This window comes from Micromonospora sp. WMMD736, assembly GCF_049179015.1.
GTDB lineage: Bacteria > Actinomycetota > Actinomycetes > Mycobacteriales > Micromonosporaceae > Micromonospora.
The window spans coordinates 4,272,681-4,287,430 of record NZ_JBMHMI010000001.1 but is presented as its reverse complement, the minus strand read 5'-3'; the positions used below and the strand labels follow the sequence as shown (position 1 = coordinate 4,287,430).

Genomic DNA, 14,750 nt, shown 5'->3' with positions numbered 1-14,750 from the left:
AGCGATCCTGACGGCTCGCCGCCGCTGGCGCTAGTACGCGCCCTTGCGGGCGAGCACCACCCCGACGGTGCGCCACAGGATGCTCAGGTCGTACGCCAGCGACCAGTTGTCGACGTAGTAGAGGTCGAGCCGGACGGCCTCGTCCCACGACAGGTCGGAGCGACCGGAGACCTGCCACAGCCCGGTCATGCCGGGGCGCACCAGCAGCCGGCGTCGCACGTCGCCCAGGAAGTCGCCGTCGTCGGCGGGCAGCGGACGCGGCCCGACCAGCGACATCTCGCCCCAGAGCACGTTGATCAACTGCGGCAGCTCGTCCAGCGACGAAGCCCGCAGGAAGCGGCCCACCGGGAAGACCCGGGGATCCTGCTTCATCTTGAACAGCATGCCGTCGGTTTCGTTCTGGTCGGTCAGGCTGGCCAGCCGGTCCTCGGCGTCGACGTACATGGTCCGGAACTTCCACACCCGGAACGTGCGTCCCTCGTGCCCCACCCGGGGCTGGCGGAAGAAGACCGGCCCGGGGTCGGAGATCCGGATCGCCACCGCGATCGAGATGAAGAGCGGGATCAGCAGCAGCAGACCGAGGCCGGCGGCGACCCGGTCCATCAGGTTCTTGGCCAGCAGCGCCGGCCCGGAGAGGGTCGGCTCCTCGACGTGCAGCAGCGGCAGACCCTCGATCGGCCGGATGTGCACACGCGGGCCGGCGATGTCGGTCAACTGCGGGGCGACCACGAGATCCACCCCGGAGCCTTCGAGCTGCCAGGCCAGTCGGCGCAGCTCACCGGGCTCGGCGCTGGCCGACCCGCACACGGCGATGGTGTCCCCGCCGACCTCGCGGACCAGGGCGAGGACGTCCCGGCCGGAGTGCACCGGCACCGGAGTCGGCACCCCGCGGGCCGCCGCGTAACCATCGGTGATGTGGATGGCGACCGGCATCAGGCCGGCGGCCGGGCTGCGGGTGACCGCCGCGTAGACCTCCAGGCACTCCGGCAGGGTGCCGACCAGCACCATCCGGTGCGCGGCCTGACCGGCCCGCCGACGGATGTAGTGCAGCGCCCAGCGGGCCACGAAACGGCACCACAGGATCAGCAGCAGCGCGCCGAGCAGCGCCGTGCCCACCGTCCACCGCGACAGCGCGGTCTTGGTGGCGAAGGCGAGGAAGGAGACGCTGGCCGCCACCGTGACCGCGGCCCTGATGACTCGCTTGAACTCGTCCGGGCCGAGCCCCAGATACCGCCGGTCGTACGCCCGGTTGCTCCAGAGGATGACCACCCAGCCCAGCGGGAGCAGGAGGTAGGAGATGGTGTGGAACCAGGTCGGGTCCTGGTTGGTGCCGGAGAAACCCGAGGCGGCCTGGTCGAAGAGTTGGATCGCGATCCAACTGGCGAACGCCGCCGCGCCGAAGTCGAGCAGCAGCAGGATCGCGGTGTAGGGGCGGTGCCATCGGGAGACACGGCGTCGCGCCCTGGCCCACGCCGACCGAGGCACGCCGTTGTGTGACGGCGGCGTCGGCGGCTGGATCTCGAAGCTGTCGACGTGCCGCACGAGTCTGCTCCGGCCTTCGTTGGATACCGGGCGCTGGAGGCTTGCCGTCACCTCACCCATGTCCTCCCGCATGACACGTGCCGCTCACTCGCCGTGAGGGCCCGGGTCGCCCACCGTCCCAGTCTCCCACGCGGGCTCCGGCCGGTCGCCGCCCCGCAGGAGATTGGCGACCGATGGTGTCGGCGGGATCTGGCCGGCTCCGCACCATTTCAGAAGCCGGGGACCGGGCCACTATACCGATGGATGCCCGTGTGGCGAGAACGGTGGACCGGAGGTTCGGCTCACTCGGGCCGATTCCGCTCTGTAGTCGCTTCGTGGGATTACTCACCGTACGAGACGGGACAACCGTCGGTCAGCCAGCGGCTTCCCGCCGGTCTGACACGTGGCGCAGTACTGCAGGCTCGAGTCGGCGAACGACACCTCCCGGACGGTGTCCCCACAGACCGGGCAGGGCAGGCCGGTACGGGCGTGCACCTTCAACCCGGACCGCTTCTCGCCCTTGAGTTCGGCGGCACGCTGACCGAGGGACCGCTCGACCGCGTCGCCGAGCACCTGCCGAGTCGCCGCGTGCAGGGTGGCGAGCTGGGCGTCCGTGAGCCGATCGGTGATCACGAACGGGGACAGCTTCGCGGCGTGCAGGATCTCGTCGGAGTACGCGTTACCCACCCCGGACAGCACCGACTGGTCGGTCAACACCCCCTTGACCTGCCCGCGTCGGCTGCGCAGCCGCTCGGCGAAGGTGGGCAGGTCGGCGGCGAGCGCGTCCGGGCCCAGCTTGGCCACCCCGGGCACCGCCGCCGGGTCGGTGACCAGGTACGCGGCCAGCTTCTTCTGCGTACCGGCCTCGGTGAGGTCGAAGCCGGAACCGTCGTCGAGCCGGACCCGCACGGCGATCGGGCCCTTGCCGGGGCGCAGCGGGGTCGCGGAGGGAAACGCCTCCCGGTAGTGCAGCCAGCCCGCCCGGGCCAGGTGCACCACGAGATGCAGGTCACCCTCGATCACCACGTCGAGGAACTTGCCGTGCCGACGGGCGTCGACCACCGTCCTGCCGGCGACGGCGGTGGGTGCCGGGTCGTACGTCTTCAGGGCGCTGATCGCGGCGATCTCCAGCCGGTCGACACGCCGCCCCACCGCGCGCTGCCGCAGGTAACCCGCGAGCGCTTCAACCTCCGGTAGTTCGGGCACCAGCCAACGGTAGCCTTCTTTCCCGTGAGCGTGAGGAATGAGCTTGCGAGTCCCGCAATCGCGAACGAAGGGCAAGCTCAGTGAGAATCGTGGTGGCGCACAACCGGTACCGGGAAGCTCAGCCCTCCGGCGAGAACACCATCGTCGACGTGGAGATCGCCCAGCTCACCGCCGCCGGTGTCGAGGTGCTGCCCTTCATCCGCAGCTCGGACGAGATCCCCTCGATGTCGAAGGCCGCCAAGGCGCTGCTGCCGATCTCACCGATCTGGGCGCCCCGCGCACAGCAGGACCTGAGCCGGCTGCTCACCGAGCACCGGCCGGACGTCCTGCACCTGCACAACCCGTACCCCCTGATCTCGCCGTGGGTGGTGCGGACCGCGCACCGGCACGGCGTGCCGGTGGTGCAGACGGTGCACAACTACCGGCAGGTCTGCTCTTCGGGGATCTACTTCCGGGACGGTGTGATCTGCCAGGACTGCAAGGGCCGGGCGCTGGGGGTGCCGGCGATCAGGCACCGGTGCTACCGCGACTCGGCGGCGCAGAGCGCGCTGATGGCGACCACCCTGGCGGTGCACCGGGGCACCTGGCGGTCGGTGGACCGGTTCGTCGCGCTCACCTCGGCGATCGCCGACCACCTGCGCGACTACGGCATCCCGGACGACCGGATCGTGGTCAAGCCGAACGCCGTGCCCGATCCGGGTCGACCGGCGCCGCTCGGTGACGGCTTCCTCTACATGGCCCGGCTCTCTCCTGAGAAGGGCGTCGACCTGCTGCTGGACGCCTGGCGGCGGCACCCGGTGGGCACCCTGGGCACGCTGCGGATCGCGGGCGACGGCGAACTGCGCGCGCTGGTGGAGGCGGCCGCCGCCGAGCGACCCGACGTGGTCTACCTCGGTCAGCTCGACCGTGCCGGGGTCCGGGCTGCGGTCGAGGCCAGTGCCGTGGTGATCGCCGCCTCGATGTGGCACGACGTACTGCCGACGGTGATCATCGAGGCGCTGGCGAGTGGTCGCCCGGTCCTCGGCACCGCACTGGGTGGCATCCCGTACCTCGTGGGAGCGGACGCCCCGCACGAGCCCGCCGGCACCGGCCCGGCCGAGACCGCCTCGGCGGTCTCCGGGGGCGGCTCGCCCATGCCGGCCGGGATCGGGCTGGGCGAGGCCGGCTGGGTCGTCGCCCCGGAGCCGGCCGCGCTCGCCGCCGCCCTGCCCGTGGCCCGTGCCGGCGCGCCCGGGTTGGCGCTGGCCGCTCGTGCCCGCTACGAGCGCACCTTCCACCCCGACGTGGTGACGAAGCAGCTCATCGACATCTACGCGGGCGTCGCCCGCAGTCCCCACCGCGCCTGACCCGGCCAGACGACCCACGCCGGCACCTCGTGCCCCCGCAAGATCGTGCTCGATCCAGGGTCCAACATCAGGGAAACTGCTGCCTTCCGCATCCAGAAGGCAGCAGTTTCGGGGAAGTTGTGCGGATCTTGCGGAACGCGGCGGGGGCGGGGTCAGCGCAGGGAGGCTCGGGCGGAGAAGGCGATGCTCGCCAGCAGGAAGCCGCCGTTGACGACGGTGAACGCGACCAGCACCCACAGGACGAGCGCGGGGGCCACGGCGAGCACCAGGGCGGCCACGAAGATCACCGCGCCGTAGTCGCGGACCAGCTTCACCAGGCGTACGGGCAGCGAGGTCGAGGTGACCATGCTGGCGGCGTTCGGGCCGGCCTGCATCACCGAGGTGACCAGGTTGACCATCCAGGTGCCCGCGAAGGTGGCCACCAGCCAGGTCGGGGTGGACGGCTCCTGCGCCACGGCGGTGGCGGCCAGGGCGGCCACCAGGGCGATCTGCGCGGCCACGTCGCAGAGCACGTCGACCCGGGCCCCGGCCGCGCTGCCCTGGCCGGTCACGCGGGCGAGCTGTCCGTCGGCGCAGTCCAGGGAGTACGCGACCTGCCAGCCGACGAGCGCGACCAGCCCGACCACCCAGGCCGGTACGTCCCCGGCGGCGACCGGCCCGGCGAGCGCCACCACGGAGATCGAGGTGGCCAGCCCGAGTACCAGGTTGGTGATGGTCAGCGCGGTCGGACGCAGCCCGAGGCGTTGCGCGACAAGCGCGAACACCGCGCCGAGCCACTGGCTGATCGACTCGCTGAACAGGCCGCCGCCCCGGTTGACCCGGTGGAAGTCGGCGACGGTGGGACGGGGGTCAGCCAAGCTGGTCGCGGATTGCACCGGCGTAGTCTGCCAGCCGCTCCCGCGTCTCGGTAGGCGACAGGGCCAGGTGCTCGAGGATGGTGTACCGGTCCGGCCGGGTCCGCGGCGCGAACTGCACCGCCTCGACGAACTGGTCGTCGGTGAGCCCCAGATCGCCCGGAACGGTGGCCAGGCCGTGCCGGTGCAGGCAGCGGGCGAGTTGCCCGAAGCGCTCCGGGTCGTCGCGGAGGAAGGTGCAGAAGAGCGCGCCGAGCCCGACCTGCTCGCCGTGCGAGCCGGTGCCGGGATAGAGCCGGTCGATGGCGTGGGAGATCTCGTGGTCACCGCCGCTGGCCGGTCGGGTCGACCCGCACACCGAGCTGGCGATTCCGCCGAGGATCAGCGCCTCGGCCAGTGTGGTGAGGAACGCATCGTCGGTGATCTTGCCCGGATGGTTGATCAACGCTTCGGCGCCGGTCCGCGCCAGCGTCACGGCGAGGCCGTCGATCGGTTCGCCCCGGACCTCGTGCGCCAACTCCCAGTCGGCGCAGGCGCTCACGTTGCTCACCGCGTCGCCGATGCCGGCCTGGGTCTGGCTGTCCGGGCCGTTCTCCACGAAGTCCAGGTCGACGATCACCGCGATCGGGATGTGCACGCCGTAGGAACCCTTGCCGCCCTCGTGGTCAAGTGAGGCGGTGGGAGAGGCGATGCCGTCGTTGGCCAGGCTGGTCGCCACGGTCACCATCGGCATGCCGTACCGGGTGGCGGCGTACTTCGTGGTGTCGATGGTCTTCCCACCGCCGATGCCGATCACCGCGTCGTACGAGCGGGCACGGAGCCGGTCACCGAGTTCGTTGGCGGCGTCGATGGTGCCGCCGGTGACGGTGAAGACGTCGGCCGACCCGAGACTCGGCCGGCACAGCTCGGCGATCTTCTCGCCCTGACCGGGGCCGACCACCACCGCGACGTCGCCGCCAGCGGAGATCCGCCGGTCCGCCAACAACGGCCCCAGGTCCGCCACCGCACCCCGCCGGACTTCGATCAACAGCGGGGTGTTGACCGTACGCGCTAGTAGCGGCACGCGATCTCCCGCGCGCGGGCCAGGTCGGCGTGGTTGTCGACCTCGACCCACGGGACGTCACCGATCGGCGCGGCCCGGACCTCGCCACCACGGTCGGCGAACTCCTGGTAGCCGTCCTCGTAGTAGAGGTTCGGGTCCCGCCGCCAGGTCGCCTCCAGCGCGTCGGCGAGCGCGTCGGCGACCTGCGGCTCGATCAGCGTCGCGCCGATGTACTCGCCGTACGCCTCACCCGGGTCCATGATCTTGGTGATCCGGGTGAGCTGGCCGGCGGCGTCGAAGGTGGTCTTCATCTCCTCCTCGGCGAGCGGCTTGAGGGTGTCCACCGCGAGCAGGATGCCCGGACCGCGCTCGGCCAGCAGGGTCTTCTCCACGCTCACCGGGTGCACGGTGTCGCCGTTGACCAGCAACACCCCGCGTGCGAAGTGCTCCCGGGCCAGCCAGAGGGAGTACGCGTTGTTCCACTCCTCGGCCTTGTCGTTGTGCACCAGGGTGAGGGTGACCCCGTACTTCTTCTCCAGCTCGGCCTGCCGCGCTTGGACCGCGTCCGCCGCGTAGCCGACCACGATCACGATGTCGGTGAGCCCGACCTCGGCGAGGTTGCCCAGCGCGATGTCGAGGATCGTGATCTCGCCATCCACCGGCACCAGCGCCTTCGGCAGCGTGTCGGTGTACGGGCGCAGCCGACGCCCCGCCCCGGCCGCGAGCACCATTCCGATCATCGCGACATCCTCCCTCGTCCTGCTCCCGTCACCGCTGGAGGATAGCCCTGGGGAGCCCGGCGACTCCGGCCAACCGGTCAGCCGGGCAACGCCGCGAGGTCGGCCAGCATGGTCAGCCGCTCCTCGGCGGCGAGCACGGCGTACGGCCCGGCGGCCCGGCGGTCGGTCTCCAGCTCGATGGCGAGCCGCTCCGGGCCGGGCGGCAGGGCGGTGACGCTGGACGCGGTGTGCCCGGCGGCGGTCCAGGCGGCGGCGTGCGCGTCGGCCCGGTGGTAGCGCAGGGTGCCGAGTCGGTTGAGCAGCAGCACACCGGGCGCGGTGCCGTCCGGCTCGTACGGGGGCGCCATCGCGGCGAACGCCGGCCACTCCCGGACGCCGTCCTCGTCGACGAGCACCACGGCGTACGCCAACAGCCGGCCGAGAGCCGCGGTGAGCCGGGCGACCCGTTCGTCGTGCCCCGCCCACAGCTCCTCGGTGACCTCGGCGTGTATCTGGTGCAGCTCGGCCAGGAAGGCGGTGCCGCGCTCGGTGGCGGACAGCCGTCCGTCCGGACGACGGTGGATCATGCCGTGCGCGACCTGCTTGTCCACCGCGCGGCGGCTGACGACCGGATCGCGGTAGCGCGTGATGGCGGCGAATCCGGGCTCGTCGACCGTGCCACCGGGCGCCGCCAGGCGGGTCCGCAACTCGACCAGGAGCCCGGTGGCGGTCGGTCCGCCGTACCGCTGGCTCAGCTCGGCGCCACCCCAGTCGTGCCCGGCGGCCATGCCAGCGCGGAAGACCCGGTCCACGGCCGGGGCGAGCAGCCCGGCGATCCGGTGCGGCGGCAGGTCGACGGTGTTCACCGGCCGATCGACCGCAGGAGCGCGAAGCCCTCCTCCGCGATCCGCCGGATCAGGCCGTCGTTGACGTCGCGGTTCTCGTCCAGCACGGTCACCTCGTGCTCGGCCAGCCAGCGGTGCTCGGTGTGCTTGCCCGCCTCCAACCTCGGATGGCCGAGGTCGCCGTCCACGCGGACCAGGAAGTCGTACTCGACGCGGGCCAGGCCGTCGTCGCCGACGTAGCGGTACTCGCCCACCTGACCGAGTACCTCCGAGACGAACCAACCGGTCTCCTCGGTGACCTCTCGGCGCAGCGCCTCGTCGATCCCCTCGCCCGGTTCCAGGTGGCCGCCGACGATGTCCCAACAGTCGGGAAACAGGCGCCGGTGTGGCGAGCGGCGCTGGAAGAAGATGCGGCCGGCGTGGTCGACGATCAGCGCGCCGGCGCAGCGCAGGGGCTCGGTGGACACGCGTCGACAGTAGCGAGCGCCGCCGCATCCCGACGATGTCCGGTCTTGTCCCGGAAACATCCACGGACGACCATGTCCGTACCGAATGCCACGGTCCCAAAGGGGTGATGCGTGATGCAGGTACGGGAAGCAATGTCCAGCCAGGTCCTCGTCGTCGGTCCGGAGCACACGCTCCGTCAGGCGGCCCGGATGATGTCGGCCCGCGGTGTCGGGTCGGCGGTCGTGATCGATCCCGAGTCCGAGGGAATCGGCATCATGACCGAACGCGACGTGTTGAAGGCCATCGGCGCGGGTCTCGACTGCGACACCGAGCGGACCGGCGCCCACCTCACCTGGGACGTCGTGTACGCGGCGCCGGAGTGGACGGTGGCCGAGGCGGCCGCCGCGATGGCCCGAGGTGGTTTCCGGCACCTCGTGGTGCTCGACGGCCGGGAGGTGGCCGGGGTGATCTCGGTGCGGGACATCATGCGCGTCTGGGCCCAGGGCGAGGTGGCCGCCACGACCTGAACCGCTCAGGTGTGCCGGGTCGGATCGAAGGGTAAGGATCCCTCGCGGGCACGGAAATGCCGTGGCCCGCGGGGGAGGGCCCGATGCGTGACGCGGAGCGCCTGGTCGAGCAGCAGTACGCGATGCTCCTGCGGCGGGACGTGGCCCGACTGCCGGACCTGTACGCCCCGGAGGCGTTCTACTCCATGCCGGGTGTCACGGTCCGACCGATCGAGCTGCCGGCGCTGCTGCGTACCTGGACGGGTGCCTTTCCGGACCTGCTGGTCGACCCGCTCGGCGCGGTGCGTACGTCCAGCGGCGCGGCCGTGGAGCTGCGCCTCAGTGGCACCCACACCGGCACGTTGCACTCGCCGTACGGCACCGTCGCTCCGACCGGCCGCTCGGTGAGTTGGGAGGTCGCCGACGTGGTCCGGGCACGCCGGGGCCGGATCGTCGCGTGGCGCTCCTACTTCGACTGGAGCCAGCTCCTCGACTCGCTCGGCGTGCAGTTCGACGGCCTCTCCCGGGCGGCGCAGCACGACTCGCTCGCACTTCCGGTCTGATCTGTCGCCATCCGGCGCGGCCGGGTCACCCGTCCCGGTGGCTCAGGATGCGGACATCGCCGTGCCGTCGGCGCGTCCCCCGCCGCCGCCCGTACGCTCAATATCCATGACCGCCGAGCAGCTGATCTCCTTTGCCCGTGGGGCCCCCTCGCTGGACATCGTCGATGTCGAAGGGCTCAAGGCCGCCGCCGTACGCGCCTTCGACGCCGATCCCGCGGGGGTCACGGCGTACGGCACCTCCGTCGGCTACGTTCCGCTGCGCAAGTGGATCGCCGAGAAGCACGGCGTCGCGGCCGACCAGGTGCTGGTCACCAACGGCTCGTTGCAGGCCGACGCGTTCCTCTTCGACCACCTGATCCGCCCCGGCGACGCGGTGGTCGTCGAGCGTCCGACGTACGACCGCACCCTGCTCAACCTTCAGCGGATGGGCAGCGAGCTGCACGGGGTCACGGTCCAGCCGGACGGCCTGGACACTGCCGAGCTGCGCAAGCTGCTGGAGTCCGGGGTACGCCCTCGGCTGGCGCACGTCATCCCGAACTACCAGAACCCGGCCGGCGTGACGCTGTCGCTGGAGAAGCGCCGTGAGCTGCTCGACCTGGCCGCCGAGTACCACTTCACGATCTTCGAGGACGACCCGTACGCGGACATCCGCTTCCGGGGCGAGGCGCTGCCGTCGATGCTCTCGATGGACACCCGCAACGTCGTCGTGCACGCGTCGAGCTTCACGAAGACGGTCTGCCCGGGCGTACGCGTCGGCTACCTGGTCGGCCCGGCGGATCTGATCGCCGACATCGCCAAGAACGCCACGAGTCTCTACATCTCGCCCGGCATGGTGTCGCAGGCGATCGTGCACCAGTTCTGCGTCTCCGGCGACATCGACCGCTCGATCGAGACCGTCCGGGCGGCGCTGGGCGAGCGGGCCCAGGTGCTGGCCGAGTCGCTGCGCCGGCACCTGCCGCAGGCGCGGTTCGTCGAGCCCGACGGCGGCTACTTCCTGTGGGTGGAGTTCCCCGAGGACGTGCTGGTGGACCGGCTCGCCCCGGCGGCGGCCGAGCGTGGCGTCGCCGTCGTCAAGGGCAGTGACTTCGTCCTCGACGGCGGGCGGCACGCCCTGCGGTTGGCCTTCTCGGCGGTGACGGCCGACCGGATCGACGAGGGTGTCCGCCGGCTCGCCGAGGCCGTCGAGGCCAGCCGAAGCTGAAAATCTGTCGGGTTTCCGACAAAAGGACGATGCCGGCCGTCCCGGGTCTCCCCAGCGGGCGGCCGGCGGCCCACAATGCTGCGAGCGTCATCCGTCAGGTGTAGCGGAGATCACCGCCCGCCCACCCCGGATGACGCGTGCAGCACAACCCCCGCCCCCACGGGCGCCGGGTGGGCCGTGTCGTCCCTTCACCCCCCGATGCGGCCCGGCCCGCCCGGCGCCGCACCCGCGACCGCCGTCACACCTGCCGGTGGCCACCATCGGCGTAGCCTGCAAGCCGCAGGCGAGCGCGGGGAGGTGTCGCGATGACGGATCGGGCAGAGCGGGGCCGGACGGCGCCGTTGAACACATCTCGGGTGCTGCGACCCCGAGCCTGGGCGTCCCCGGTCCGGGCGATGACCAGGATGCTCAACGCCGACGGTTCACCACCCACCCCGGCGCCCACCGGCACCGGGCGCAGCGGAGTGGTCGACTGTGCGCTCTATATCGACGGCAAGCGGCAGCCCGGCGACTGGACGTACGCCGAGGCGCTGGAGGCCGCGCGCCGCGAGGAGCACGGCTTCGTCTGGATCGGGCTGCACCAGCCCGAGCTGGCCGAGATGACCGCCATCGCGGAGACGTACGGCCTGCACGAGCTGGCCGTCGAGGACGCCGTGAAGGCCGAGCAGCGGCCCAAGCTGGAGCGCTTCGGCGACGTCAGCTTCCTGGTGCTGCGCACTGCCCGGTACTGCGAGCACACCGAGCTGACCGAGACCTCCGAGGTGGTCGAGACCGGTCAGGTGATGCTCTTCATCGGCCCGAACTTCCTGATCAGTGTCCGGCACGGTGACGCCTGTCGGCTCTCCCCGGTCCGGGCGGATCTGGAGACCAAAGAGGAACTGCTGCTCCAGGGCCCGTGGGCGGTGGCGTACGGGGTGACCGACCGGGTGGTCGACCTCTACCTCGAGGTGGCCGAGCAGCTCGAGGACGACCTGGACCAGTTGGAGGCCGAGGTCTTCGACCGCAACAGCCACGGGCGCATCCAGCGGATCTACCAGATGAAGCGGGAGTTGGTGGAGTTCAAGCGGGCGGTGGTCCCCCTGCAGCGGCCGCTGATGAACCTGACCTCGCAGGTCAGTCGGGACGTACCCAAGGAGATCCGCAAGTACTTCCGGGACGTGCAGGACCACCTGAGCCGCACGGTCGAGCAGGTGAACTCGTACGACGACCTGCTGAACTCGATCCTCCAGGCGCGGCTGGCCCAGGTGTCCGTCGACCAGAACAACGACATGCGCAAGATCGCCGCGTGGGCGGCCATCGCCGCAGTCTGGACGTCCATCGCCGGCGTCGAGGGCATGAACTTCGAGAACATGCCCGAGCTGAAGATGACGTACGGCTATCCGGTGGCTCTGGCCCTCATGCTCGGCGTCTCGCTGGCCCTCTACCGCTGGTTCCGCCGCAACGGTTGGCTCTGACCGGACGTCCGCAGGCAGCGCACACGCCCAGCGCCGGCGCGCGGGGGGCAAGCCCGCGTCGCCGGCGCTCGTCGCGTTGCTGTAGGGGTCAGCGGCGGCCGTTGGTCCGGGCCGTGTCCTTGCCCAGCGCCTTGGTGAGGTCGTCGGCCGGGCGTCCCGACACGTCCTTGGCGCCCTCGGCGACCGAGGGAACCTTGTCGGTCGGACGCACACCGGTCGGCTTCGGCGTGGTGGTGGTGCTGGCGCTGGCGCCGCCGGCCACCGCCGAGCTGCCCGCGCCGGTCATCCCGGAGATGGCGGACCCGTCGGACCCCTTGGTCGCGGACGGGGTACGCACCTCGATCGAGTCGACCTCGTTGCGCATCGGCTCCAGCGTGCGGGTCGGGTCGTACTCGGCCCACTCCTGCTGCTCGCGGCGGCGGCGCAGCGCGACCGCGCCGACCAGGCCGGCGATGGCGCCCGCGGCCAGCAGGCCGGTCATCTTCGAGCCGCGACGGCGCGGCTGCTTCTTCTTCCCCGTGATCCGCATGGTCTTCGACTTGGCCTTCCTGGTCAGCGGCCCTGCTTGCGCGGCGCCGTCACGAGCCGCCGCGGCCAGTGGTGCCAGCGTGGTGAGTGTCGTCCCCCAACCGGTCGACGCGCGGTCGCGCACCTTCACCGCGGCCGGCCCGACGTAGCCCCGGGCCGCCTGCACCCGCGGGCCGACCGACGCGCCGGCGCCCTTGGCGGCGTGGTTGGCTGCCTGCATCAGGTGGCTGATGCTCTGGTTCAGCTCTGCCTTGGCGAGCTGGCCCTGGGACTTACGCCGCCCGATTCCAAACACGGTCCTACCTCCTGGGAGTTGTTCCTTCGTCATCCTCCACCTTCGGATGCCTCCGCGATGCCAGATCGGGCACATGGGAGGATCCGCATGGAACTGACCAACGAGTGAGGAGTACCCGTGGCCGAGGCTGTCTACGCCACCCTGCACACCAACGCTGGCCCGATCCGGCTGGAGCTCTTCCCGAACCACGCGCCGAAGACCGTCCGCAACTTCGTCGACCTGGCTGAGGGCAACCGGGAGTACACCGACCCGCGCACCGGCCAGCCGGGCAACGGGCCGTACTACGACGGCACCATCTCGCACCGTGTGATCAGCGGTTTCATGGTCCAGATGGGCGACCCGACCGGCACCGGTCGGGGCGGGCCGGGCTACAAGTTCGCCGACGAGTTCCACCCGGAGCTGCGGTTCGACCGTCCCTACCTGCTGGCGATGGCGAACGCCGGACCGGGCACCAACGGTTCGCAGTTCTTCATCACCGTGTCCCCGACGCCGCACCTCAACAACCGGCACACCATCTTCGGCCAGGTCGCCGACGAGGAGTCGGTGAAGGTCGTCGACTCGATCGCGAACACCCCGACCGGCCCGAGTGACCGTCCGCTGCAGGACGTCGTCATCGAGCGGGTCGAGATCGAGCGGTCCGCTGCCTGACGACACCGCGAGGTACCTTTGCTCGCATGATTGAGCGCTCCGGAGCACCGCGCCGGCCGGCGTCGGTGTGTCGCGCGGTGGCGGATGGAGGGCCGACCCGGTGAGCGAGTCCCCACCGACCACCCCGGTCTGCTACCGGCACCCCGGTCGGGAGACCTACGTCCGGTGCACCCGCTGCGATCGGCCGATCTGTCCGGAGTGCATGCGGGAGGCGTCCGTCGGGCACCAGTGCCCGGAGTGCGTCGACGAGGGTCGTCGTAGTGTCCGGCCGGCGCGTACCGCCTTCGGTGGCGGTGCCGCCGGCCGGCACGGCTACGTCACCAAGGCGCTCATCGCGCTGAACGTGTTGTTCTTCGTGCTCTCCGTCGCCTCCGCCCGGTCCTTGACCGCGGTGGTGGGCGGCTCCGGCCTCGGCGGGCTGGCCGGCGACGGAACGCCGCTGACCCGCTGGGGGGGCGTGCTCGGCTACGCCTCGTACGTTGCCTTCGAGCCGGTGCACGGTGTCGCGGCCGGTGAGTGGTACCGCCTGGTCACCGCCATGTTCCTGCACTACGGCGTGTTCCACCTGCTGCTGAACATGTGGGCGCTGTGGGTACTCGGCCGGGAGCTGGAGGGCGTGCTCGGGCGCGCCCGCTTCCTCGCCCTCTATCTGATCGCGGGAATCGGGGGCAATGTCGCCGTCTTCCTGTTCAGTAGACCCAACGAAGGCCCGACTGTCGGCGCGTCGACGGCCACCTTCGGACTCTTCGCCGCGATCTTCGTGATCATGCGCCGTCTCGGCCTGAACACCTCGGCGATCGTGCCGCTCCTCGTCGTCAACCTTGTCTTCACCTTCGCCGTGCAGAGCATCTCGAAATCCGGGCACATCGGTGGCCTGGTGGTCGGCGCGGCGATGGCGGCGGTGCTCGCGTACGCGCCACGGGAGCGGCGCACGCTGGTGCAGGTCGCCGGTGGCGCGATCATCGTGCTGATCCTGCTCGCCCTGGTGATCTTCCGAACCGCGCAACTGCTCAACTGACCGGGCGGGCCGCCCGCAGCGCCCCGGCCACCTCTTCCGGGGTGGCCCCCAGGTCGTACCTGCCGAACAGGTGCAGCGACTCGCCCGCGTCGATCTCCAGGATCTCGCCGGTCAACCCCAGCCGCTGGCGGCGGTCCACCCTGATCGCCTCGACCGTCGACCAGGGCAGCAGCCGCCGGCCGGCGAAGCCGCGGATGACGGTGAGCCCCGCCGGGTCGACCGCCAGCCGGACCGGCGCCACCAGGTCGCGTACCGCCCAGACGGCCAGCGCGACGGCGGCCACGGCGGCCACGACCAGCCGCACCGGGTCACCGTCGGCGAAGAGCAGACCGAGTGCGATCAGCAGAACGGCACCGGCCAGCTTCGCCACCGGCAGGGTCGACGGCACCCGCCACTGCCGGGGTCCGGTGATGTCATCCACCCGCCCAGCATGCCAGCAGCCCTGGCCGCCCGCTGCCGTCGATCATGGAGTTGTGGTGCGCCACAAATGGTGCGAAGTGGAAACTTCTCCCCACCACCACTCCATGATCGACGCCGGAGAGGGGTGGGCGGCGGCC

At 71.2% G+C, this 14,750-nt stretch carries 16 protein-coding genes; 7 read left to right on the top strand and 9 right to left on the bottom strand.

What is annotated here, in order from left to right:
- Nucleotides 1-30 precede the first annotated feature (30 nt).
- Both ACN269_RS19180 and ACN269_RS19175 read right to left on the bottom strand, forming a co-directional pair.
- Nucleotides 31-1,602 (bottom strand): sugar transferase, encoded by a 1,572-nt coding sequence (locus ACN269_RS19180; RefSeq protein ID WP_421476426.1) that lies wholly within the window; start codon nucleotides 1,600-1,602, stop codon nucleotides 31-33.
- A gap of 264 nt (nucleotides 1,603-1,866) precedes the next feature.
- Complete coding sequence (locus tag ACN269_RS19175; protein ID WP_421473723.1) at nucleotides 1,867-2,727, bottom strand: Fpg/Nei family DNA glycosylase; 861 nt, start codon at nucleotides 2,725-2,727, stop codon at nucleotides 1,867-1,869.
- Between the two features lie 80 nt (nucleotides 2,728-2,807).
- Between ACN269_RS19175 and ACN269_RS19170 the strand changes: the two genes are divergently transcribed.
- Entirely contained in the window at nucleotides 2,808-4,073 is a 1,266-nt protein-coding gene (locus ACN269_RS19170; protein WP_421473722.1) for a glycosyltransferase, read from the top strand.
- A gap of 152 nt (nucleotides 4,074-4,225) precedes the next feature.
- Here ACN269_RS19170 and ACN269_RS19165 read toward each other — a convergent pair whose 3' ends face one another.
- The 5 genes from ACN269_RS19165 to ACN269_RS19145 form a co-directional block, all read right to left on the bottom strand.
- Nucleotides 4,226-4,948 carry a CDP-alcohol phosphatidyltransferase family protein gene (locus ACN269_RS19165; RefSeq protein ID WP_421473721.1) on the bottom strand — a complete coding sequence of 241 codons (723 nt, stop codon included), beginning with the start codon at nucleotides 4,946-4,948 and terminating at the stop codon, nucleotides 4,226-4,228.
- Nucleotides 4,923-5,990, bottom strand: a complete 1,068-nt coding sequence (locus ACN269_RS19160) for an iron-containing alcohol dehydrogenase family protein (RefSeq protein ID WP_421473720.1) — start codon at nucleotides 5,988-5,990, stop codon at nucleotides 4,923-4,925. The genes ACN269_RS19165 and ACN269_RS19160 overlap by 26 nt, the downstream gene beginning before the upstream one ends.
- Nucleotides 5,978-6,709, bottom strand: coding sequence for a sugar phosphate nucleotidyltransferase (locus tag ACN269_RS19155; protein ID WP_421473719.1), 732 nt, complete (start codon nucleotides 6,707-6,709; stop codon nucleotides 5,978-5,980). The genes ACN269_RS19160 and ACN269_RS19155 overlap by 13 nt, the downstream gene beginning before the upstream one ends.
- 77 nt (nucleotides 6,710-6,786) lie before the next feature.
- Nucleotides 6,787-7,554 (bottom strand): hypothetical protein, encoded by a 768-nt coding sequence (locus ACN269_RS19150; protein ID WP_421473718.1) that lies wholly within the window; start codon nucleotides 7,552-7,554, stop codon nucleotides 6,787-6,789.
- On the bottom strand, nucleotides 7,551-8,000 hold the full coding sequence (locus ACN269_RS19145; protein ID WP_421473717.1) for an NUDIX hydrolase: 450 nt from the start codon (nucleotides 7,998-8,000) through the stop codon (nucleotides 7,551-7,553). The genes ACN269_RS19150 and ACN269_RS19145 overlap by 4 nt, the downstream gene beginning before the upstream one ends.
- Nucleotides 8,001-8,114: 114 nt before the next feature.
- Here ACN269_RS19145 and ACN269_RS19140 point away from each other — a divergent pair, with 114 nt between their 5' ends.
- The 4 genes from ACN269_RS19140 (at nucleotide 8,115) to corA (ending at nucleotide 11,704) form a co-directional block, all read left to right on the top strand.
- Entirely contained in the window at nucleotides 8,115-8,507 is a 393-nt protein-coding gene (locus ACN269_RS19140) for a cyclic nucleotide-binding/CBS domain-containing protein (RefSeq protein ID WP_421473716.1), read from the top strand.
- A gap of 83 nt (nucleotides 8,508-8,590) precedes the next feature.
- Nucleotides 8,591-9,049, top strand: coding sequence for an ester cyclase (locus ACN269_RS19135; protein ID WP_421473715.1), 459 nt, complete (start codon nucleotides 8,591-8,593; stop codon nucleotides 9,047-9,049).
- 106 nt (nucleotides 9,050-9,155) lie between these two features.
- Nucleotides 9,156-10,250 carry a PLP-dependent aminotransferase family protein gene (locus ACN269_RS19130; protein ID WP_355048685.1) on the top strand — a complete coding sequence of 365 codons (1,095 nt, stop codon included), beginning with the start codon at nucleotides 9,156-9,158 and terminating at the stop codon, nucleotides 10,248-10,250.
- 305 nt (nucleotides 10,251-10,555) lie between these two features.
- Nucleotides 10,556-11,704: a magnesium/cobalt transporter CorA gene (gene corA, locus ACN269_RS19125; protein WP_421473714.1), complete on the top strand. Its 1,149-nt coding sequence runs from the start codon at nucleotides 10,556-10,558 to the stop codon at nucleotides 11,702-11,704.
- Nucleotides 11,705-11,792: 88 nt separating this feature from the next.
- On the opposite strand, the gene ACN269_RS19120 is transcribed toward corA, so the two are convergent.
- Entirely contained in the window at nucleotides 11,793-12,560 is a 768-nt protein-coding gene (locus ACN269_RS19120) for a hypothetical protein (RefSeq protein ID WP_421473713.1), read from the bottom strand.
- Between the two features lie 84 nt (nucleotides 12,561-12,644).
- Here ACN269_RS19120 and ACN269_RS19115 point away from each other — a divergent pair, with 84 nt between their 5' ends.
- Nucleotides 12,645-13,175, top strand: a complete 531-nt coding sequence (locus ACN269_RS19115; protein ID WP_421473712.1) for a peptidylprolyl isomerase — start codon at nucleotides 12,645-12,647, stop codon at nucleotides 13,173-13,175.
- A 100-nt stretch (nucleotides 13,176-13,275) separates the two neighbouring features.
- The gene (locus ACN269_RS19110; protein ID WP_421473711.1) at nucleotides 13,276-14,193 is read left to right on the top strand and encodes a rhomboid family intramembrane serine protease; all 918 of its coding nucleotides are present in this window, start codon (nucleotides 13,276-13,278) and stop codon (nucleotides 14,191-14,193) included.
- Here ACN269_RS19110 and ACN269_RS19105 read toward each other — a convergent pair.
- A complete protein-coding gene (locus tag ACN269_RS19105) occupies nucleotides 14,186-14,614 on the bottom strand; it encodes a PH domain-containing protein (protein ID WP_421473710.1) in 429 nt (142 codons plus the stop codon). The genes ACN269_RS19110 and ACN269_RS19105 overlap by 8 nt on opposite strands.
- Nucleotides 14,615-14,750 lie beyond the last annotated feature (136 nt).